General features: G+C 70.4%; 16 protein-coding genes. 11 read left to right on the forward strand and 5 right to left on the reverse strand.

Going from position 1 to position 20613, the window contains the following annotated elements:
* Positions 1 to 26: 26 nt before the first annotated feature.
* From ASF44_RS21970 to ASF44_RS21985, 4 genes are all read right to left on the reverse strand, one after another.
* Positions 27 to 2390 carry a CRISPR-associated endonuclease Cas3'' gene (locus ASF44_RS21970; protein WP_082524964.1) on the reverse strand — a complete coding sequence of 788 codons (2364 nt, stop codon included), beginning with the start codon at positions 2388 to 2390 and terminating at the stop codon, positions 27 to 29.
* 65 nt (positions 2391 to 2455) lie between these two features.
* A complete protein-coding gene (locus ASF44_RS21975; RefSeq protein WP_056901379.1) occupies positions 2456 to 3436 on the reverse strand; it encodes a YafY family protein in 981 nt (326 codons plus the stop codon).
* 255 nt (positions 3437 to 3691) lie between these two features.
* Positions 3692 to 4300 (reverse strand): glutathione S-transferase N-terminal domain-containing protein, encoded by a 609-nt coding sequence (locus ASF44_RS21980; RefSeq protein WP_056901380.1) that lies wholly within the window; start codon positions 4298 to 4300, stop codon positions 3692 to 3694.
* A 62-nt stretch (positions 4301 to 4362) separates the two neighbouring features.
* The gene (locus ASF44_RS21985; protein ID WP_156374629.1) at positions 4363 to 5187 is read right to left on the reverse strand and encodes a creatininase family protein; all 825 of its coding nucleotides are present in this window, start codon (positions 5185 to 5187) and stop codon (positions 4363 to 4365) included.
* Positions 5188 to 5288: 101 nt separating this feature from the next.
* Between ASF44_RS21985 and ASF44_RS21990 the strand changes: the two genes are divergently transcribed.
* The 4 genes from ASF44_RS21990 to ASF44_RS31255 all read left to right on the forward strand — a co-directional run bounded on the left by ASF44_RS21990 (position 5289) and on the right by ASF44_RS31255 (position 10415).
* The gene (locus tag ASF44_RS21990; protein WP_056901382.1) at positions 5289 to 6542 is read left to right on the forward strand and encodes a YbfB/YjiJ family MFS transporter; all 1254 of its coding nucleotides are present in this window, start codon (positions 5289 to 5291) and stop codon (positions 6540 to 6542) included.
* 29 nt (positions 6543 to 6571) lie between these two features.
* Positions 6572 to 7021, forward strand: coding sequence for a hypothetical protein (locus ASF44_RS21995; protein WP_056901383.1), 450 nt, complete (start codon positions 6572 to 6574; stop codon positions 7019 to 7021).
* On the forward strand, positions 7018 to 9315 hold the full coding sequence (locus ASF44_RS22000) for an ATP-dependent DNA helicase (RefSeq protein ID WP_235579306.1): 2298 nt from the start codon (positions 7018 to 7020) through the stop codon (positions 9313 to 9315). Before ASF44_RS21995 ends, ASF44_RS22000 begins: the two co-directional genes overlap by 4 nt.
* Positions 9316 to 9530: 215 nt before the next feature.
* On the forward strand, positions 9531 to 10415 hold the full coding sequence (locus tag ASF44_RS31255; protein WP_162243858.1) for a THxN family PEP-CTERM protein: 885 nt from the start codon (positions 9531 to 9533) through the stop codon (positions 10413 to 10415).
* A 46-nt stretch (positions 10416 to 10461) separates the two neighbouring features.
* Here ASF44_RS31255 and mdeB read toward each other — a convergent pair whose 3' ends face one another.
* Positions 10462 to 13071, reverse strand: a complete 2610-nt coding sequence (gene mdeB / locus ASF44_RS22010; protein ID WP_056901385.1) for an alpha-ketoglutarate dehydrogenase — start codon at positions 13069 to 13071, stop codon at positions 10462 to 10464.
* A gap of 130 nt (positions 13072 to 13201) precedes the next feature.
* Between mdeB and ASF44_RS22015 the strand changes: the two genes are divergently transcribed.
* The 7 genes from ASF44_RS22015 to ASF44_RS22045 all read left to right on the forward strand — a co-directional run bounded on the left by ASF44_RS22015 (position 13202) and on the right by ASF44_RS22045 (position 20571).
* Entirely contained in the window at positions 13202 to 13675 is a 474-nt protein-coding gene (locus tag ASF44_RS22015) for an Lrp/AsnC family transcriptional regulator (protein WP_056901386.1), read from the forward strand.
* A gap of 56 nt (positions 13676 to 13731) precedes the next feature.
* Positions 13732 to 14559, forward strand: coding sequence for a pantoate--beta-alanine ligase (gene panC, locus ASF44_RS22020; protein ID WP_056901387.1), 828 nt, complete (start codon positions 13732 to 13734; stop codon positions 14557 to 14559).
* Between the two features lie 5 nt (positions 14560 to 14564).
* Entirely contained in the window at positions 14565 to 15767 is a 1203-nt protein-coding gene (locus tag ASF44_RS22025) for a M20 aminoacylase family protein (protein ID WP_056901388.1), read from the forward strand.
* 55 nt (positions 15768 to 15822) lie between these two features.
* The gene (locus tag ASF44_RS22030; RefSeq protein ID WP_056901389.1) at positions 15823 to 16791 is read left to right on the forward strand and encodes a tripartite tricarboxylate transporter substrate binding protein; all 969 of its coding nucleotides are present in this window, start codon (positions 15823 to 15825) and stop codon (positions 16789 to 16791) included.
* Positions 16792 to 16899: 108 nt separating this feature from the next.
* Entirely contained in the window at positions 16900 to 17643 is a 744-nt protein-coding gene (locus tag ASF44_RS22035; protein WP_056901390.1) for an alanyl-tRNA editing protein, read from the forward strand.
* Positions 17644 to 17699: 56 nt separating this feature from the next.
* The gene (locus ASF44_RS22040; RefSeq protein WP_082524973.1) at positions 17700 to 19844 is read left to right on the forward strand and encodes a protein-disulfide reductase DsbD; all 2145 of its coding nucleotides are present in this window, start codon (positions 17700 to 17702) and stop codon (positions 19842 to 19844) included.
* Positions 19845 to 19923: 79 nt separating this feature from the next.
* On the forward strand, positions 19924 to 20571 hold the full coding sequence (locus tag ASF44_RS22045) for a thioredoxin family protein (protein ID WP_056901391.1): 648 nt from the start codon (positions 19924 to 19926) through the stop codon (positions 20569 to 20571).
* Positions 20572 to 20613 lie beyond the last annotated feature (42 nt).

The following is a 20613-nucleotide window of genomic DNA, read 5'->3' on the forward strand; positions in this document are numbered from 1 at the left end:
GGATGGCTCTCCTCCGTTGGTGGCACTCAGATAAAGAAACTGCCCGGATCCAGCGGGCCGTTGTCGGGTCGTAGCCCAAACCGCTCGTCGTAGCGCAACGCATCGATCAACAGGAAGCAGCCTGGCTGCACTTCCTGTACATCGCCAGCCGTTTGCCATGCCGTGACCTGCGCCTTGCGCGCTGTCACGGTGTAGCGCTGCAGTGCGCGCATCAGCCAACGGTCGGTGTCGCCCGCGCGCAGCTTGGCGATCAGCGGAGCCGGGTCGACCGCACCTTCGGCCAGGCTCGTGTAAGGCACGATGACCTGGGCTTGGTCTTCATCGTCGATGAGCTTGAACTTCGTGGCAGCCGTACCGAAGCTGAAATTGAAGTCATTGGTCTTCTTCAACAGCTCGACGATGCCGCGCTCGTCCCGGCTGCGGAATGCGTCGTAGAACTGCGGGAAGTAGCGCTGGAACGCCGCCGGCCCCAGTGCTTCCCCCATGCCGGTGGCACGGATGCTGATGGAGGCCTGCACGCCATTGCGCAACTCGGTCAACAGCTTCGGCACCGCGCGCACAAAGACCACCACACGGCCCTTGGCACCACCGGGCAACAAACCTTCGCGGTTGCACCGCCCCGCCGCCTGTGCAATGGAGTCCAGGCCGGCCAGGGCGCGGAACACGACGGGAAAATCAATGTCGACCCCCGCCTCCACCAACTGCGTGCTCACCACCCGCAGCGGACGCAGGTCGGTCCCGGCGCGCCGCGCAGCCAGGCGCTGGCGGATGTCACGGATCACGTCCGCGCGGTGCTGGCCGCACATCGCGGCTGACAAGTGCAGTGCGCGGTCACCGGTGGCCGCATCCAGCGCGGCGACGATCTCGGCGGCGTCCTTGCGTGTGTTGACGATGGTCAGCACGCAGGGCTCGGCCGCCAGGCGCTCGACCAATGCATCCGTGGACAGCGGCGTCTGCAGGTCCGCCGGCCATTCGATGGTCACGCGCTCCAGCGCGGCGAACAGCGCGGACTCGTCGTCGATGATGGGTGTGGGGGATGGCAGGCCACGCAGGTTCTCACGCGGATCGAACCGGGCACCATCGGTCAGCACCGGCTGCGTGGCGGTGCACAACAGCAGGGTGACGCCGTAATGCGCCACCAACACGTGCAGCGCATCCAGGATCGGTTGCAGGAATCGGGGCGGCAACAGCTGCGCTTCGTCGAGCACGATCACGCTGCCGGCCAGCCGGTGCAGCTTGCGGCAACGCGAGGTGCGCGCGGCGAACAGTGACTCGAACAACTGCACGTTGGTGGTGACGATCAGCGGCGCGTCCCAGTTCTCGCAGGCCAGGCGGCTGCGCGGGGTCTCTGCAGCGTGGTCGGTGTCGGCCTGGCTGTGGTGCTCGATGACCGCGTCAGGGCCGAAGATGCCTTTCAACACGTCGGCTGTCTGCTCGATGATGCTGGTGTACGGAATGGCATAGACCACGCGGCGCTTGCCATGTTGCTCGGCATGCGCAAGCGCGAAAGCCAGTGACGACAGTGTCTTGCCGCCGCCGGTGGGCACCGTGAGAGAGAACACGCCCGGCGGCAACGCGGCCTTGGTGCGGCATTGGGCCAACACGGTCTGGCGCGCCTGCATCACGGGATCAGCTTCGCGCCCCTCTGCGGCCACCTGGTCGGCCTTGCGCGCCAAGTGCTGGTCGAGCTGCTCGCGGTAGCTTGTGATCGTCGCAAAGCCCGAACGGCGGTCGTTGCGGCCCTCGTCCATGAAGCGTTCGGTGTCGAGGAAGTCAGCGTCGACCAGGGCAGAGAACAGCATGCGTACCCACAGCGCCAATGCGAGCGGGTTGCTGCTGCGCGCGCCGGGAATGTCGGCTGCGGCCGTTCGCAGGTCGAAGCCGGCCGGCAGGTCGAGCAGCTCCGGCGCTTCCTCGAGGCATTTGGCCCTGGCCTGGTCGTACTCAAGCCGGCTGTCCGGCGCACGGGTGCCGAGCAGCCGGGTGTCCAGGCCGGCCGTCCAGTCATCCAGCCCCGCGTGGTGCCCAGCAATGACGTAGGCCAGCACGCGCGCAACAACACGCCCTGCGGGCCCGTAACGTTGTTCGAACAGGTCCAGCGCGTGCAAGGCACCGGCGGCGGAGTGGGTCTTCTCGTTGCCTGTGGGCCATTTGCCTTCCAGGTGCGCGTCGGCCCCCGACACGCCACGGATGTAGCGGTAAAAGCCCGGACGGAACTTTCCGAGGTCGTGCCAGCGGCCTGCGATCGCAGCCCACTGCGGGCCGAAGGTGGCCGCGAAGTCCCGGGCCAAGCTGGCGACATCCAGTGAGTGATCCACCAGCCAATGCTCGACGACGCGTTGACCATCGGCCTCCAGGCGGATGTGGGCAAGAGCAGTCTTGGGTTTCATGCCCGCTATCGTCGCAACCCCCAGGCTCACCCCATGCGCCTGCGCGCCCGCACGTCCCTGATCCTTCATCCAGCCCCCTGCATCCGCTGCAGCCCCTCTTGCAGCCGCCTGCGCACCTCGTCCGCCAGCTCCTGCGGCCACTGCACCTCCACCTCGGGCACGTGGCGCAGGATGTCCATCACCAGTTCGCGCATGTCGGCAAAAGGAAGGTCGAGCAGCCAGTGGCCTTGCGGGTCGAAGCGCCCGCGCTGGTCGGGATGCCAGCGCTCGGCCGATACCCAGCGTGCGCGTTCGGGCGTGAAGCGCAGCCGCGCCATCTGCACCTGGCTGCCGGCGAAGATGCCGTAGCCCCTGGCCAGCTGGTCGTCCAGGTCGGCGTCGTGCATTTCGACTGCCGCGCTGTCGAGAACCTGCGCGTGTTCGACCGCGTCGAGGCTGAAGATGCGCAGGCCCTCGTGCCGATGGCACCATGCGTCCAGATGCCAGTTCTCGCGGTAGTGCACGAGCCGCTGGGGCGAGACCTCGCGCTCTTCCACCCGGCCGTGGCTGCGCGCGCGGTAGACGATGCGCAGGCGGCGGCGCCGCAGCACGGCCTGGGCAGCGGCCTGGAAGTGCGGCAGCTCCAGGCGGCGCGCGCCCAGCGCCAGCACGCGGATGCGCCGCGCCACGTCGGCCGGCGTGCCCAGCCCTTTGTCGAGCAGGCGGGCCAGCCGCCGCTGCAAGGGGCCGATCTGCGTGCCGAGCAAGCCGCCGGGCTCCAGCCGCGACAGCAGGTGCTGCATCACGAGCAAGGCGCGAATCTCGTCTTCGCGCAGCTTCAGATCGAGTGCGTAATTGCCGGCAGCGACGGCCGCGCCGTCCAGGCGCCAACCGTTGCGCTCGCGGTCGAAGCGCACGGGAACCTGCCACTCGTTACGCAGGCAGGCCATGTCGCGCTTGAGGGTGGCGAACGACACCTCCAACTCATCGAGCAGCGCCTGCTTGCCCAGCAACTGCCCTGCGTCCAGCCTGTTCTTGATCTTGAGAAGCCGATCTGCCTGTGGCATGCGCCGCGCAGCTCCCGATGTGTGCCGCGACGTGCGACAACTGGTTGCCGATGGTAAGCAGATGAATTGCAGGGCCTGCGCCGTGGATCATCCCAATTGCGGATGCCGCGCCACGGGTCGAGGCCCCGTCCCCTGCGCATTCACGGGTGTGCCGGCCGTGCGGACGCGCGCCGGCAACCCTCCATCACCAAAAGAACATGGGCACCGCGACAAGCGATGGCGTGGGGGGCGCCGCACAGGCCCCAGGGCCGGTGCTCAGGCCGTCGGCGCGGTGCGCGCGTAAGCCGGCACGCGCGCCGCGAAGTCGTCCAGCCAGGCCACCAGCGCCGGGTGGGCGCTGCGCCAGGCGCCAGCGAAACGCAGGTCCAGGTAGCCCAGCGCGCAGGCCTGGCCGATCTCGCCGATGTGCGGCACGCCGCTGCCGGGCGTGGCGTGGTGCGCGGCCAGATGGGCCAGGGCCCGGTCCATCTTGCCGCGCTGGTGCGCGAGCCAATGCTCGCCGCGCAGTTCGGGCGGGCGGTAGCGGCCTTCGTAGACCTGCAGGATGCAGGCGTCGAGCAGGCCGTCGGCCAGGGCCTGGTGGCGCAGCACGCCGATGCGGGCTGGTCCGGGTGGCACCAGCACGGGTGCGGCGGCGGTCTCGTTGAGGTATTCGACGATCACGCGCGAGTCGTACAGCGGCTCGCCGTCGTCCAGCAGCAGCGTGGGGATCTTGCCCAGCGGGTTCTGCTGGCGCAGCGCGTCGGCGGCGTCGTTGGTGTCGGCCGATTCGATGCGGATGCGGTCGGCCAGGCCGGCGACTTCGGCGGCGATACGGACCTTACGGCCGAAGGGCGAGGCGGGGGAGGTGCGCAGGATGGGCATGGCCTCGATCTTAGACAGCGGGCCTGGCCAGCGCGTGCAGCCGGGCGCGGTGGCTTCGCCCTTCAGTCGGCCAGGCGTGGTGCGTCGACCAGCGTGGACAGCGGCAGGTGGCACAGCTCGGCGAGCAGCGCCGCGAGCTGGCGGCCGGCGGCGTTCACCAGCGCATGGCCCTTCTCGGCCGTGGCGTTGGCGGCGTTGCCGGCGGCGCCCTCGGCGTTGTAGTCCTGCATTTGCCAGCCGAGCTTGGCGGTCTTGCCGTTGCCCAGGATGGGGTAGGCAGCCGCGCGGTCCTGCGAGGTGGAGTGGAAGTGGCGGGCCTGCGCCATGTCCACGCGCGCGGGGTGCAGCGCCAGCATCATCGAGGTCTCGATGTCGCCGCCGTGGATGCCGAAGCGGTGCTCCTCTGGGCTGAACAGGCCTTCCACGTCCTGGCCCAGCGGCAGCGTGTACCAGCTGGCGTGGTAGCACAGCAGGTCGCAGCGGGTGCGCAGATCGCGCGCCACGATGTCCATGATCGACACCTGGCCGCCATGGCTGTTGAAGATGAGCAGCTTGCGCAGGCCGGCGCGCGCGACGGATTCGCCGATCTCGGTCCACAGCCGGATGGTGGTCTCGGCCGACAGCGACAGCGTGCCCGGAAAGCGCTCGTGCTCGCTGCTCCTGCCGATGGCCTGGGTCGGCAGGAACAGCACGGGCAGCGCCTCGGGCAGGTGCGGCAACGCAGCGGCGATGACGCCTTCGACCAGCGCTGCGTCCACGCGCACGGGCAGGTGCGGGCCGTGCTGCTCGGTGGCGGCGACGGGCAGCACGGCCACAGTGGCGGCGGGGTCGAGCCGCGCGAAGTCGCGCGTGCCGAGGTCGGACCAGAATCGCGAGGGAAGGCTCATGGCGGGGATCTTAGAGCGTGTTGCGCGCGCCATGGCCCCAGGCCAGCGGCGCCGCGGGCCGCGGCGCTAACATGCCGCGGCCCCCTTTGCCCCATCCCCCTATGTCATCGATTCCATCCGCCGTCCCGGGCCCGGCGGCGTACGGCCCCTGGGCCATCGCCGCCGCCGGCGCCGTCGGCCTGGCCACGGCCATGGGCATCGGCCGCTTCGCATTCACGCCGCTGATGCCCATGATGCTGCACGACGGCGTCATCGACCTGCCCGGCGCGAGCTGGCTGGCCAGCGCCAACTACCTGGGTTACCTGCTGGGTGCCGTGCTCTGCACGCTGCAGCCCTGGCTCTGGCGCCGGCTCGGCAACCCGCCGCCGCCCGATGCCGCGCGCATGGTGCAGGGCGGCCTCATCGCCACCGCGCTGCTGACGCTGGCCATGGCCCTGCCCTGGCCGGCGCTGTGGGCGCCGCTGCGCTTTGCCGCGGGGGTGGCGAGCGCCTTCGTCTTCGTCTACATCTCGGGCTGGTGCCTGGCGCAACTGGCGCGGCGCGGGCGCGCCGCGCTGGGCGGCATGATTTACGTGGGGCCGGGCACTGGCATCGTGCTGAGTGGCCTGATCGCCGGCGCGGTGGTGGCCGGCGACGGCAGCGCGCGGCTGGGCTGGCTGGTGTTCGGCGCGCTGGCCGCCGCCTTGACGGTGGCGGTGCGGCCGGTGCTGCGCGGTGGCGAACTGCCGGCGCCGCCGGTGGCCGCAGCGGCCGGCCAGGCCACGGTGCAGCCCATGGCCCCGCGCGGCGAGATGGCGCTGCTGGCCCTGGGCTATGGCTGCGCCGGCTTCGGCTACATCATCACCGCGACGTTCCTGCCCGTCATCGCGCGCGCGGCGCTGCCGGCATCGGTCTGGCTGGACCTGTTCTGGCCGATCTTCGGCCTCGGCGTGATCCTGGGTGCGATGGCGACCACACGCGTGCCGCTGAGCGGCGACATGCGGCGGCTGCTGGCGCTGTGCCATGCCGTGCAGGCCGTAGGCGTGGCCATGAGCCTGGCCAGCCCCACCTTGCCGGGCTTCGTGCTGGGCAGCCTGCTGCTCGGGCTGCCGTTCACGGCCATCACGTACTTCGCGATGCAGGAGGTGCGCCGCCTGCGGCCCGCCAGCGCCGCCAGCACCATGGGACTGCTGACAGCGCTGTACGGCATCGGCCAGGTACTGGGTCCGCCGCTGGTGGCTCTGCTGATCGGGTGGTCGGGCTCACCGGCGCGCGGCTTCGCGCTGGCGCTGATGGTCGCGGCCGGCACGCTGCTGCTGGGGGCGGGCGCCTACCTGCTGGGTGCCCGGCGCTATCCCAAGGGCGATGCGCGATGAGGGCTTGGCATGGGCCAATCGCCGCAGCCGTGCTGGCCGGACTGGCCCTGGGCGCAGCGGCGGCGCCGCAGGACGATGCGCTGCAATCTCCAGCCTGCCTGGCCGCACGCGAGCGGCTGGATGCCGTGATGGCGGAACCCAAGCCCGACATCGCGCAGTTGCGCGCCGCACGCCAGCGCGCGGCGCGTGCCTGCTTTCGAGCAGAGGCCGACGCTGCGCCACCATCCCGTTCGGAACGGCCGATGATCGTGCTGCCGCCGGCCGGCGGGTCGAAACCGGCGCAGCCATTGGCACCCGCCACACCTGACACGCCCGCCATCGCGGCACCTGCCGCACCGCAACCGCCGCAGGTGGCGCGCTGCGATGCCGGTGGCTGCTGGGACAGCAGCGGCCAGCGGCTGAACCGTGCGGGCAACCAACTGGTCAACCCACAGGGTGGGCTGTGCACGCAGCAGGGCACGGTGCTGAGCTGCCCTTGACCGGCGCGCCCGCCGGCCTGGCCCCGTACACGGTGGCCGTGCGCGCGCTGTGCGAGTTCACGGCCAAGGCCGGCGACCTCGACCTGCGCTTCACACCCGCGCCGACCGCGCTGGAAGGCATTGCCGGCCACGCGCTGGTGGCCGGGCGGCGCGGCGCTGATTACGAGGCCGAGGTGCGCCTGCAGGGCCGCCATGGCGACCTGCAGGTGCGCGGACGCGCCGACGGCTTCGATGCCGCGCGGCAGCGGCTCGAGGAAATCAAGACGCACCGTGGCGACCTGGCGCGCCAGCCGGCCCAGCAACGGGCCTTGCACTGGGCGCAGCTCAAGGTGTATGGCGCCTTGCTGTGCGAAGAGCGCAGCCTGCCCGCGCTGACGCTGGCGCTGGTGTACTTCGACATCGCGAGCCAGCGCGAGACCGTGTTCGAGGAACGGCACGATGCGGCCACACTGCGCGCCTTCTTCGAACAGCAATGCCTGCGCTTCCTCGCCTGGGCGGCCCAGGAGCAAGCCCACCGCACGGCGCGCGACACGGCACTGGCGGCGCTGGCGTTTCCGCATGCGCAGTTCCGCCCCGGCCAGCGCGAACTGGCCGAGGCCGTGTACCGCGCCGCCGCGCGCGGACGCCCCCTGCTGGCGCAAGCCCCCACCGGCATCGGCAAGACCGTGGGCACGCTCTTTCCCCTGCTCAAGGCTTGCCCCGGCAAGGCCATCGACAAGGTGTTCTACCTGGCCGCCAAGACACCGGGCCGCCAACTGGCGCTGGACGCGCTGGCGCGCATCGCGCCCGCAGGCCAGCCGCTGCGCGTGCTGGAACTGACCGCGCGCGAGAAAAGCTGCGAGCACCCGGACAAGGCCTGCCACGGCGAGTCCTGCCCATTGGCGCGTGGCTTCTACGACCGGCTGCCGGCTGCCCGCGGCGCGGCCGTGGCGGCGGGACCGATGGCGCGCGCCCCGCTGCGCGACGTGGCGCTGGCGCACCAGGTCTGCCCCTACTACCTGGGCCAGGAACTGGCACGCTGGGCCGACGTGGTGGTCGGCGACTACAACTACTGGTTCGACGGCAGCGCCATGCTGTATGCCCTGGCCTTGCAGAACGAATGGCGCGTGGGCGTGCTGGTGGACGAGGCGCACAACCTGGTCGACCGGGGCCGGGCGATGTATTCGGCCGGCATGCAGCGCGGCCCTGTGCGCGCGCTGGCGCGTGAGGCGCCTGCCACGCTGCGGCGACCCCTGGAGCGGCTGGACCGCCAGTGGCGCACCCTGCTGGCCGAGGACGAACGCCCGTACAGCACGCGCGGCGCGCCCCCGACGGCCTGGGCCGCTGCGCTGCAGGATGCCGCCGCCGCGCTGGGCGACTATTTCGCAGATGCCACGCCCGGTGCACCCCATCCGCTGGACGGCGCCCTGCAGGCATTCTGGTTCGAGGCGCTGCAATGGCTGCGCCTGGCCCAGAGCTTCGGCGCCCATTCCATGGTCGATGTGACGCGCCTGCCGGCCGGCAAGGGATCGGGACGCAACGACGCCGAAATGCACATCCGCAACCTGATCCCGGCCGAATTCCTGGCGCCGAGGCTGGCAGCCGCCTGGAACTGCACGCTGTTCTCGGCCACGCTGGCGCCGCCCGACTTCTACCGCGACACGCTGGGGCTGCCGGCGGATGCGCCGTTTGTCGACGTCGCATCGCCCTATGCCGCCGACCAACTGCGCGTGCACGTGGCCGACGCGATCTCGACCCGCTTTGCGGACCGCCAGGCCTCGGCCGCACCGATCGCCACGCTCATGGCGCAGCAGTACCTGGCGCAGCCCGGAAACTACCTGGCGTTCTTCAGTAGCCACGACTACCTGGACCTGGTGGCCAACGCGTTCGCGCAGATGCACCCGGCCATCCCGCACTGGCGCCAGACCAGGCGCATGGACGAGGCCGAACGCCAGGACTTTCTCGCCCGCTTTGCGCCGGGCGGTGCCGGCATCGGCTTTGCGGTGCTCGGTGGCAGTTTCGGCGAAGGCATCGACCTGCCGGGCGACCGGCTGATCGGCGCCTTCGTCGCCACGCTCGGCCTGCCCCAGGTCAACCCCGTCAACGAGGAGATGCGCCGGCGCATGCAGGACGCATTCGGAGCCGGCTACGACTACACCTATCTGTTTCCCGGCCTGCGCAAGGTGGTGCAGGCAGCCGGCCGGGTCATCCGGTCGCGCGAGGACCGGGGTGTGGTCGTGCTGATCGATGCGCGGTTTGCACACCGGGCGGTGCGCGCGCTGTTGCCGTCGTGGTGGAACGTCGGGCCGGCGTGACGCCACAAAGCGCAACAGGCGGTCAAGGCATCACGAAATGACGCGTCACATGACGTCGAAATATTTGACACGCCAGTCATTTGAAATGTGTCAACGAGAACTAAGTCAATGAAATCGCTGGATTTTTCGTGAGAGGCATGCGATTTGCTCTACTTTTTCGCCAACTCTGTTGGGTCTGTGCCTCCCGCCCTCTGCCCGCATCAAAGGAATTCGTCATGCGTCATTTCAAACTCGCCCAGCTGGGCCTCGCTGCAGCCGCTCTGGTTGCTGCATCTGCTGCATCCGCTGCCCCGATCACCACCTGGAACTACACCGTTGCCAGCTGGTTCGGCAATGGCGCAGGTGCTCCTGCAACCAGCTCGACTGGTACCGGCACCGGCCAATCGGCTGGCGATGGCACCACGACCTTCGTTCCGTCCCGCTCGTCCGGCCCTACGGCAGCGGCCAATCCGGACTCGAGCTGGAGCATTTCCGCAAACCAACTGGACTGGGGCCGCGTTGGTGGCACCGTCGCCAACGGCCAGCGCAGCGCGCTGACGATCACCCAGACGCCCAAGGTCGGCACGGTGACGACGGGTTTGGGTTTCGCGAATGCCAACACCTACACCCACTTCAACGGTTCGAACCTGACCAACGACAGCTGGACCCTGAAGTCCACCACGATCAATGCAGAGCTGACGCTGACGGCTCCGGGCGTTGCCAAGGAATTCAAGGCCGCTTACAAGGTCTCCTTCGTCGAAACCCCGAACAATGCTACGACCTGCCCCACGGCTGGCACCGATTCGCCGACCCAGCTGTGCAGCGACATTTTCGTGATCTTCGGTTCGCTGGGTGAGCCCTTCACCTACGACGGCTACTCGTACTCGTTCAACTTCTCGGCCACCCCTGCGTTCAACCTGAACGATGCCCAGTGCCTTTTGGCCACCGGCGCCACGGGCTGCCTGGGCTTCTCGACCTACGAGCGCACGAACACGCCCGTCACGTTCCAATTCGCTCTGAACGCCACGGAAATCCCTGAGCCCGCATCCATCGCCCTGCTGGGCGCCGGCCTGCTGGGCCTGGCTGGCATCCGTCGCCGCCAGCAAAAGAACAAGGCCTGATTCTTCAAGCCTCGTTTTTTCGAAACCCCGCCTCGGCGGGGTTTTTTTATGCCTGCAGCGCGCTGCGCGCAGCTTCGGCAATCGCAGCCGAATCCACGTGGAAGAAACGCCGAAGTGCCGCCCGCGTATCGCTGCGGCCAAAGCCATCGGTGCCCAGCGTCCGGTACGCGCGGCCCGAGGGCACGGAGGCGCGCAGGCTTTCAGGCACGGCGCGCACATAGTCGCTCGCGGCCACGATCGGGCCGTTGCCGGACAGCAGCTCTGCCAGGTGTGTTCCGCCAGACCGCGCTCCGCGCTCCAGCTCGCTCCAACTGGTGATGCTCAGCACCTCGCTGCCGATACCCTCGGTGGCGAGTTGTTCTGCAGCCTTGATGACCTCGGTCAGGATCGCGCCCGACCCCAGCAGTGTCACGCGCCGTCCGTGCTGCGGGCCATAGATGCCGAAGCGGTAGCCGCCACGCACCACGCCTTCGGCCGCTCCGCCAGGCAGGCTGGGCTGGGCGTAGTTCTCGTTCATGAGCGTGACGTAGTAGAAGACGTCCTGCTGCTCCACCAGCATCTCGCGCATGCCAGCATCCACGATCACGGCCATTTCACCGGCGAATGCCGGGTCGTAGGCCTTGCAGTTGGGGATGGTGGCCGCCACCAGGTGGCTGCTGCCGTCCTGGTGCTGCAGGCCCTCGCCGCCCAGCGTGGTCCGGCCTGAGGTTGCGCCCAGCAAAAAGCCGCGCGCACGTTGGTCTGCCGCGGCCCAGATCGCATCGCCCACGCGCTGGAAGCCGAACATCGAGTAGTAGATGTAGAACGGCAGCATGGCCAGGCCGTGCACGCTGTAGCTGGTGGCCGCGGCCGTCCAGCTGGCGATGGCACCGGCCTCGCTGATGCCTTCTTCGAGGATCTGCCCGTCCAGCGCCTCGCGGTAGGACAGCACCGAGCCGATGTCCTCGGGCGCGTAGCGCTGGCCCACGCTGCTGTAGATGCCCACCTGCTTGAACAGGTTGGCCATCCCGAAGGTGCGCGCCTCGTCGGCCACGATGGGCACGATGCGGGGCCCCAGCTGCGGGTCCTTGAGCAACTGGCCCAAGAGACGCACGAAGGCCATGGTGGTGCTCATCTCCTTGCCGTCGGCGGCCAGCGCGAACTGCGCGTAGCTGGCCAGCGCCGGAACCGGCGGCGTCTCGCAAACGGTCTCGCGGCGCGGCAGGTAGCCGCCCAGCGCTGCGCGTCGCTCGCGCAGGTAGGCCATCTCCGGGCTGTTCTCGGCCGGCTTGTGGAAGGCCAGCGAGGTCGCCTGCTCGTCGGTGAGCGGCAGGTCGAAGCGGTTGCGGAACGCGATCAGGTCGGTTTCGTCCAGCTTCTTCTGCGAATGCGTGGTCATGCGGCCCTGGCCGGCCGCGCCCATGCCGTAGCCCTTCTTGGTGTGGGCCAGCACCACGGTCGGCTGGCCGCGGTGGGCGGCGGCGGCCGCGTAGGCCGCGTGGATCTTCACGAGGTCGTGGCCACCCCGGCGCAGGCGGTCGATCTGCTCGTCGGTCATGCCCTGGGCCAGGCGCTGCAAGGCCTCGTCCTGGCCGAAGAAGTGCTCGCGGTTGTAACGCCCGTCCTTTGCCGCGAAGGTCTGCATCTGGCCGTCCACGGTGTGGGCGAAGGCGCGCAGCAGGGCGCCCTGCTGGTCGCGCGCAAACAGCCCGTCCCAGTCGCTGCCCCAGACCAGCTTGACCACGTTCCAGCCGGCGCCGGCGAAGAGTTGCTCGAGCTCGTCGATGATGCGGCCGTTGCCCCGCACAGGGCCGTCCAGCCGCTGCAGGTTGCAGTTGACGACCCAGACCAGGTTGTCCAGTTTCTCGCGCGCGGCCAGCGTCAGCGCGCTCATGGACTCGGGCTCGTCCATCTCGCCGTCGCCGAACACACCCCAGACCTTGCGGTGCGTGCAGTCCAGGAGGTTGCGGTGCGTGAGGTAGCGCATGAAGCGCGCGTGGTAGATCGAGCTGATCGGCCCGATGCCCATCGATCCGGTCGGGAACTGCCAGAAATCCGGCATCAGCCAGGGATGCGGGTAGCTCGACAGGCCCCGCGCGCCGGCCTCGGACGCGGCGATCTCCTGGCGGTAGTGCATCAAATCGGCCTCGTCCAGCCGGCCTTCGAGGAACGCACGCGCGTAGACGCCCGGCGCGCTGTGCGGCTGGAAGAACACCAGGTCGCCGCGGTGCTGCCCATCCTCCAGGCCCTGGCGGCCGTGAAAGAAGTGGTTGAAGCCCACCTCGAACAGATCGGCGGCGCTGGCATAGCTGGCGATGTGGCCGCCCAGCTCGCTCGACCCGCCCAATTCGGCCTGGTTGGCGCGCACCACCATGGCCAGCGCGTTCCAGCGCATCAGCGAGGCCAGCCGCTCCTCGATGGCCAGGTCGCCCGGGAACACGGGCTGCTGCTCCACCCCGATGGTGTTGGCGTAGGGCGTGGACAGCTCGGGCTTCCAGCCGATGCGCTGGGCGCGCGCCACGCGTGCCAGTTCGTCCAGCATGAAGCGGGCGCGCTCCGGGCCGCCAGAGGCCAGCAGCGCGGCGAAGGCATCGCGCCATTCCTGCGTTTCCAGCGGATCGGCGTCGCCCGCAGCGGGCACCTGCAGCAGTTGGACCAATGGGTGGGGTGCATTCATGGCAAGAAGGCATGCGAGTCGAAGATCTCTGCACTCTAGGTGCAAACACGCCGAACATGTTGCCGAGATGCATGGCGCAATGCCATCAAGCAGCACAAAATGCCGTCAAACTTGAAAACGGAGGCATGGGATGAAACTGGATGCAACCGATCTGCGCATCCTGGACGAATTGCAGCGCGACGGCGCGCTCTCCAACGTGGAGCTCGCGCGGCGTGTGCACCTGTCGCCCTCGCCCTGTCTGGCGCGCGTGAAGGCGCTGCAGGCCGCCGGCATCATCACGGGCTATGTGGCGCTCGCCGCCCCGGCCGCGCTGGGCCTGGGGCTCAACGTGTTCATCTCGATCAGCCTCACGCGGCAGAGCAAGCAGGCGCTGGCCGATTTCGAGCAACGCATCGCGCTGCACGACGAGGTGATGGAGTGCTACCTCATGACCGGCGACAGCGACTACCTCATGCGCGTGGCCGTGGCCGACATCGCGGCGCTGGAACGCTTCATCCTGGAGCAGCTCACGCCCATCCCGGGCATCGAAAAGATCCGTTCGAGCTTCGCGCTCAAGCAGGTGCGCTACAAGACTGCCCTGCCCCTGCCCGCCGCTTCGGCCTGAGGCGTCCGGCACTGCAGGCACACTTCCGACTTTTCTGCGACAAGGAGACCGACCGCATGCACGTCGTGCACCACATCACCGAACTGCGCCAGGCCCTGGAGACCGGCCCGCGCCCGGCCTTCGTGCCGACCATGGGCAACCTGCACGAAGGCCACCTGGCCCTGGTGCGCCAGGCCAAGGCCAGCGGGCGCCCGGTGGTCGCCAGCGTCTTCGTGAACCGCCTGCAGTTCGCACCGCACGAGGACTTCGACCGCTACCCGCGCACGCTGGCGCGCGACAGCGAATTGCTGGCCGGCGCCGGCTGCGACATCGTCTTCGCCCCCGACGAGGCCGAGATGTACCCCGCACCCCAGGCCTACAAGGTGGCGCCGCCGGCGGCGCTGGCCGACATCCTGGAAGGGCACTTCCGGCCCGGCTTCTTCACCGGCGTGTGCACCGTGGTCATGAAGCTGTTCCAGATCGTGCAGCCGGGCGCGGCGCTGTTCGGCAAGAAGGACTACCAGCAGCTGCGCGTGATCGAAGGCATGGTGCGCGACTTCGCGCTGCCGATCGCCATCACCGGTGTCGAGACCGTGCGCGCCGACGACGGCCTGGCGCTGTCTTCGCGCAACGGCTACCTGGGCGCGGCCGAGCGGAGCGAAGCCACGGCCCTGCATGCGCAGCTTCGCGCCGTGGCGGACGCCGTGCGCGCCGACCCTGGTGCCACCGAGGCGGCCGAACAGGCCGCCGTGCAGGCTCTGCGTGCACGCGGCTGGGCGCCCGACTACGTGGCCGTGCGCCAGCGCACCGACCTGCTGCCGGCCACGTCTGCCGATGCGCCGCGGGTGGTCGTCGCCGCGGCCCGGTTGGGCAACACGCGCCTGATCGACAACCTGGAGTTCTGAGCCCCATGCCCATCCTCGATGCCTTTGCCGACACCGGCCGCTTCCGCACGCTGCGGCGCGACATCCACGCCCACCCCGAGCTCGGCTTCGAGGAGCACCGTACCAGCGAAATCGTGGCCGGCCTGCTGGCCGAATGGGGCATCGAGGTGCACCGCGGCATCGCCGGCACCGGCCTGGTCGGCGTGCTGCGCGGCAGCTGGCCCGACAACGGCAAGACCATCGGCCTGCGCGCCGACATGGACGCGCTGCCGCTGCAGGAGGTCAACGGCTTCGACCACCGCTCCCGGCACGATGGCCGCATGCACGCCTGCGGCCACGACGGCCACACCACCATGCTGCTGGCAGCGGCCTGGCAGCTGGCGCAGCGGCGCGACTTCGCCGGCACGGTGCACTTCATCTTTCAGCCGGCCGAGGAGATGGGCAAGGCCGGTGCGCGCAAGATGATCGACGAAGGCCTGTTCGAGCGCTTCCCCTGCGACGCGGTGTTCGCGCTGCACAACTTCAACCTCGGCCGCGTCGGCAACTTCGCGCTGAACCACGGCGCGCTGATGGCGTCCAGCAACACCTGGCGCATCACGGTGCGCGGGCGCGGCACGCACGCTTCCATGCCGCACACGGGGCTGGACCCGGTGGGCGCCGTGCTGGAGATCGCGCAGGCGCTGCGCAGCCTGGTGGCGCGCACCATCCCCAGCACCGAGCGCGCGCTGCTGGCCGTCACGCAGATCCAGGGCTCGGATGCGCCCAACGTCATCCCGGACACCGCCTGGGTCGGCGGCACGGTGCGCACCTTCTCGGTCGATGCGCTGGACAAGATCGAGGCGCGCCTGCGCCACCTGGCCGGGCACATCGCCCAGGCCCACGAATGCACGGCCGAGGTGATGTTCCGGCGTGCCTCGCCACCGGTCGTGAACCACCCGGCCGAGGCGCGCTTCGCGGCCGAGGTCATGCGCGAGATCGTGGGCGACGCACTGGTCGACGAGAACCTGCCCGGCGTGCTCGGCGCCGAGGACTTCGCGCACATGCTCATGGAACGCCCCGGCTGCTACGCCTTCCTGGGCAACGGCGACGGCGACCACCGCATGGCCGGCCACGGCCCGGGGCCGTGCATCATCCACAACACCTCGTTCGACTTCAACGACGACATCATCCCGGTCGGCGCGAGCTACTTCGTGCGCCTGGCCGAGCGCTGGCTCGCCACGCCGCGCTGAGCCGCTGGCGCCGTTCTTGCTGGGCCTGCAGTTTCCCCACCACAGGAGTCGCCCCATGTTCCGCCCCACCCTCCCGCGCCTGCTGCTGCCCCTGCTGGCTGCCGGCCTGTTGTCCGCCGCGCTGCCGGCGCAGGCGCAGCGCGTGGTGCGCATCGTCGTGCCCTTCGGCACGGGCGCGGTGCAGGACACCATCGCCCGCGCCATCAATACCGAACTCGGCCAGGCGCTGGGCGCCAGCGTGATCGTGGAGAACCGTGCCGGCGCCGGCGGCAGCGTGGGCTCGTCGTACGTGGCCAGGTCCGCGCCCGACGGCAACACGCTGGTGCTGGCCGCGGCCAGCCACCACATCGTCGGCCACCTGTACAAGAAGCTCGACTACGACCCGCTGAAGGACTTCGTCGGCGTGGGCTACATCGGCAATTCGGGCTATGCCATCGTCGCCAGCGCGGCACTGGGCGCGGCCAACACGCGCGAGTTCATCGCTGCCGTGAAGGCCCGGCCCGGAGCCTTCAACTACGCCTCGGCCGGCAATGGCAGCGCCACCCACCTGGGCATGGCCTCCTTCGTCGCCATGGCCGGGCTGGACATGCAGCACATCCCGATGAAGTCCACGGGCGACGCGGTCAACGAGGTGCTGGCCGGGCGCGTGCAGGCCGTCACCTCTTCGCTGATCGGCGTGATGGGCTACCGGGACGACGCGCGCGTGAAGTTCATCGCCTACACGGGCAAGCAGCGCTCGCGCTTCCTGCCGGACCTGCCCACCGCGGCCGAGAGCGGCCTGCCGGGCTACAGCTTCGATTCGTGGATCGGCCTGCTGGCACCGGCCGCGCTGCCACGCGCCGAACTCGACAAGATCGACACCGCCCTGCAGAAGACGCTGGCCGACCCCGCCGTGCAGGAACGGCTGGCGCGTCTGGGCGTGGAGTCCGCAGCGATGACGCCGGACGCCTTCCAGAAGCTGCTGCGCGCCGATTGGGAGAGCTCCGGCGCGATGGTCAAGGCCTCCGGCGCCAAGGTCGAGTGAGCCTGGCAGCGGCTGCGCTCGCTCCGTCGCCGCCGGCCTGCGGCTCCGCGCCGACCCGCCGACCCGCCGACAATGGCGGCCCTGCCTGCACCACCGCCACTCCGCAAGATGACCCAGGATCTCTTCCGCCAGGACGCCCGCCTGCGCCAGGCCAGCGCCACCATCCTCTCTGCCGGCCCCGAAGGCATCGTGCTTGACCGCACGGTGTTCTATCCGCTGGGCGGCGGCCAGGCCGGCGACACCGGCTGGCTGGTGCTGGCGGACGGCCAGCGCCTGGGCGTGGCCGACACGCGCAAGGGCAAGGACGCAGAGGGCCGGCCCACCGCCGCCATCTGCCATGTGCCCGCGCCCGGGCAGGACGCGCTGCTGGCCCGCTGCACAGCCGGCACGCCCGTGACGGCCGAGATCGACTGGGAGCGCCGGCACCGCCTGATGCGCTTTCACACCACCACCCACCTGCTGTGCCACCTCGTGGCGCAGCCGGTCAACGGCTGCGCGATCACGGCAGACGCGGCGCGGCTGGACTTCCATACCGATCAGCCGCTGGACAAGGCGCTGCTCAGCGCCGGCATTGCGCGCCTGGTGGGCGCCGCGCTGCCGGTCACGGTGGGCGAGATCGCCGAGGCCGAGCTGGACGCCAACCCGTCGCTGGTCAAGAGCATGTCGGTCTCGCCGCCGCGCGGCACGGGCGCCGTGCGCACCATCCGGATCGGCGCCGACGGGCTCATCGACCTGCAGCCCTGCGGCGGCACGCACGTGGCCAACACGGCCGAGATCGGCGCCGTGGTCGTCACCAAGATCGAGAAGAAGGGCGCCATGGCGCGCCGCGTGGTGCTGGGCTTCGCCGCATGATGCGGTGGAACTTTGCGGGCGGTGGCCGCTCCCATGGGCGCCAGCGCCCGATGTCCATGCCACCACGCCCCGCCCACACCGCCCTTGCCCTGCTGCTGGCCGCCAGCGCCGCCGTGGCCGCGCCGGCGGCGCTGGCCGACGCCGCCGTGGTGACCACGCCCCAGGTGCGGGCCGAGCTCGTGGCGCTGGCGCCCCAGGGCGTGGCGCCGGGCCAGCCGGTCTGGGTCGGGCTGTCGATCACGCACAAGCCCGAGTGGCACACCTACTGGAAGAACCCAGGGGATTCGGGCCTGCCGACCGAACTGCGCTGGCAGCTGCCGGCCGGCGTGCAGGCCGGCGACATCGCCTGGCCCGTGCCGCACAAGATCCCGATCGGCCCGCTGGCCAACTACGGCTACGAGAACACCGTGCTGCTGCCCGTGCCACTGACCGTGGGCCCCGGTTTCCAGGCCACGGGCGGGCAGATGCAGGTCAAGCTCAGCGCGTCCTGGCTGGTCTGCCGCAAGGAATGCATCCCTGAGGAAGGCGAGTTCACGCTGGACCTGCCCGTGCAGGGCGCCACGGCCCTGCACCAGGCTGCATTCGATGCGGCGGCCGCCGCCCATCCGCAGGCGCTGCCCGCGGGCAGCACGGCGGAGATCGTCGACGGCAAGACGCTGGCCGTTTCGGTGCGCGGCCTGCCCGCCACGCTGCAGGGCAAGACACTGGAGTTCTTCCCCGAAACGGCCGAAGTGATCGAGACCGCAGGCGCCTGGACGCAGGCCTGGGACGGCGCGGTCTGGACCGCGCGCGTGCCGCTGTCGGCCCAGCGCAGCCAGAGCCCGGAGCGGATGCCCGTGGTGCTGGCGCTGGGCGCCGACGGCAACCGCCAGGCCTGGCGTGCCGAAGCCGCGGTGGCCGGCCCCTGGCCGCAGGGCGCGGCCGTGGCCACCGTCTCCCCGGCGCTGACGGCCGCGCTGGAGGCCAACGCCACGGCCACGCCGGTCGACGCGGGCCGGCCCATCGGACTCATCGCCGCGCTGGCCGGTGCGCTGCTGGGCGGGCTGATCCTGAACTTCATGCCCTGCGTGTTTCCGGTGCTGGCCATCAAGATGCTGGGCTTTGCGCGCCACGCCGGCCAACAGCGTGCGCTGCGCGTGCACGGCCTGGCCTACAGCGCCGGCGTGGTGCTCTCGTTCGTGGCGCTGGCCGGCCTGCTGCTGGGCCTGCGCGCGGCCGGTGAGCAGCTGGGCTGGGGCTTTCAGCTGCAGTCGCCCGGCGTGGTGGCGGCGCTGGCCGTGCTGTTCACGCTGCTGGGGTTGAACCTGGCGGGGCTGTTCGAGTTCGGCCAGCTGCTGCCCTCGCGGCTGGCCTCGGCGCAGGCGCGCAACCCCACGGCGGACGCCTTCCTGTCCGGCGTGCTCGCCGTGGCCATCGCCTCGCCCTGCACGGCGCCGTTCATGGGCGCCTCCATGGGCTTGGCCGTGGGCCTGCCGACGGCCCAGGCCCTGCTGGTGTTCGCGGTGCTGGGCCTGGGCATGGCCCTGCCCTTCCTGCTGGCCAGCCTGGTGCCGGCCGCGGTGCGCTGGCTGCCGCGGCCAGGCCCTTGGATGGACGTGTTCCGCCGCTGCATGGCCTTCCCGATGTTCGCCACCGTGGCCTGGCTGGTCTGGGTGCTGGGCCAGCAGACCGGCATCGACGGCGCCGCCGCGCTGCTGCTGCTGCTCGTGGCGCTGGCCGCCGTGGTCTGGGCACTGGGCCTGGCCGGGCGCGCGCGCCTGGTCATGGGTGCGCTGGCACTGGGGCTGGCCGCCGGCATGCTGGGGCTGTTCGGCCCGGCTGTGCTGCGGCCGGTGGAGGCCGCACCCGTGGCGCAGGCCGGTGCGCGCTGGCAGCCCTGGGCGCCCGAGCAGGTCCAGCAGGCGCTGGCACAGGGCCGGCCCGTGTTCGTGGACTTCACGGCCGCCTGGTGCGTGACCTGCCAGTACAACAAGCGCACGGCGCTGGCCGACAAGAGCGTGCTGTCCGACCTGCAGACCAAGAACGTGCAGCTGCTCACGGCCGACTGGACGCGGCGCGACCCGGCCATCACGGCCGCGCTGCGCGCGCTGGGCCGCAGCGGCGTGCCGGTCTACGTGCTGTACCGCCAGGGCAGCGCGCCGGTGGTGCTGTCCGAGATCCTGAGCGTGGCCGAACTGCGCGCGGCCATCGCGACCCTGTGAGCGCCGCCGGCGCCGCCCCCAGGTGCCCGGCACCGCAGCGCGAAGCCATTCCTTGATCCACACCGAAGGAGCCGATCCGATGCCATCCCCGATCCGAACCCTCCGCCCCCGCGTGCAGCGCCGCGCCGCTCTGCTGTCGCTCGCCGCCTGCGCCACGCTGCTGGCGGGCACCGTACAGGCGGCCGCCGCCGTCGGCCAGCCCGCCCCCGCCTTCACGCTGACCGACACCAGCGGCAAGACGCGCACGCTGGCCGAGTTCAAGGGCAAGACCGTGGTGCTGGAATGGACCAACCCGGGCTGCCCCTTCGTGCGCAAGCACTACGACAGCGCCAACATGCCCGGCCTGCAAAAGGAGTTCACGGGCAAGGACGTGGTCTGGCTGGCCGTCAACTCGACCGAGAAGGCCGCGTCCGACTACCTGGCGCCGCGCGCGCTGGCCGGCTGGATACAGGGCAAGTCCGGCGCGCCTACGGCCACGTTGATGGACGAGGAAGGCACGGTGGGCAAGGCCTACGGCGCGCGCACCACGCCGCACATGTACATCGTCAACCCGCAGGGCACGCTGGTGTACGCCGGCGGCATCGACTCCATCGCCTCGGCCCGCGCCAGCGACATCCAGGCCGCCACCAATTACGTGCGCCAGGGCTTGAACGAAACGCTGGCCGGCAAGCCCATCAGCCAGGCGCAGACACAGCCCTACGGCTGCACGATCAAGTACAAGAGTTGAGCCAGACCGGCGGCGGCAGCGACAGGCCGGCGTCAGCGGCGG

The organism is Pseudorhodoferax sp. Leaf274, from assembly GCF_001422445.1.
Taxonomy (GTDB): Bacteria; Pseudomonadota; Gammaproteobacteria; order Burkholderiales; family Burkholderiaceae_C; genus Pseudorhodoferax.

Excerpts from the sequence above, each read along its gene's own strand:
- ASF44_RS21970 (WP_082524964.1), bottom strand. The coding sequence starts at position 2,390 with ATGAAACCCAAGACTGCTCTTGCCCACATCCGCCTGGAGGCCGATGGT.
- ASF44_RS21975 (WP_056901379.1), bottom strand. The coding sequence starts at position 3,436 with ATGCCACAGGCAGATCGGCTTCTCAAGATCAAGAACAGGCTGGACGCA.
- ASF44_RS21980 (WP_056901380.1), bottom strand. The coding sequence starts at position 4,300 with ATGCCCATCCTGCGCACCTCCCCCGCCTCGCCCTTCGGCCGTAAGGTC.
- ASF44_RS21985 (WP_156374629.1), bottom strand. The coding sequence starts at position 5,187 with ATGAGCCTTCCCTCGCGATTCTGGTCCGACCTCGGCACGCGCGACTTC.
- ASF44_RS21990 (WP_056901382.1), top strand. The coding sequence starts at position 5,289 with ATGTCATCGATTCCATCCGCCGTCCCGGGCCCGGCGGCGTACGGCCCC.
- ASF44_RS31255 (WP_162243858.1), top strand. The coding sequence starts at position 9,531 with ATGCGTCATTTCAAACTCGCCCAGCTGGGCCTCGCTGCAGCCGCTCTG.
- mdeB (WP_056901385.1), bottom strand. The coding sequence starts at position 13,071 with ATGAATGCACCCCACCCATTGGTCCAACTGCTGCAGGTGCCCGCTGCG.
- ASF44_RS22015 (WP_056901386.1), top strand. The coding sequence starts at position 13,202 with ATGAAACTGGATGCAACCGATCTGCGCATCCTGGACGAATTGCAGCGC.
- panC (WP_056901387.1), top strand. The coding sequence starts at position 13,732 with ATGCACGTCGTGCACCACATCACCGAACTGCGCCAGGCCCTGGAGACC.
- ASF44_RS22025 (WP_056901388.1), top strand. The coding sequence starts at position 14,565 with ATGCCCATCCTCGATGCCTTTGCCGACACCGGCCGCTTCCGCACGCTG.
- ASF44_RS22030 (WP_056901389.1), top strand. The coding sequence starts at position 15,823 with ATGTTCCGCCCCACCCTCCCGCGCCTGCTGCTGCCCCTGCTGGCTGCC.
- ASF44_RS22035 (WP_056901390.1), top strand. The coding sequence starts at position 16,900 with ATGACCCAGGATCTCTTCCGCCAGGACGCCCGCCTGCGCCAGGCCAGC.
- ASF44_RS22040 (WP_082524973.1), top strand. The coding sequence starts at position 17,700 with ATGCCACCACGCCCCGCCCACACCGCCCTTGCCCTGCTGCTGGCCGCC.
- ASF44_RS22045 (WP_056901391.1), top strand. The coding sequence starts at position 19,924 with ATGCCATCCCCGATCCGAACCCTCCGCCCCCGCGTGCAGCGCCGCGCC.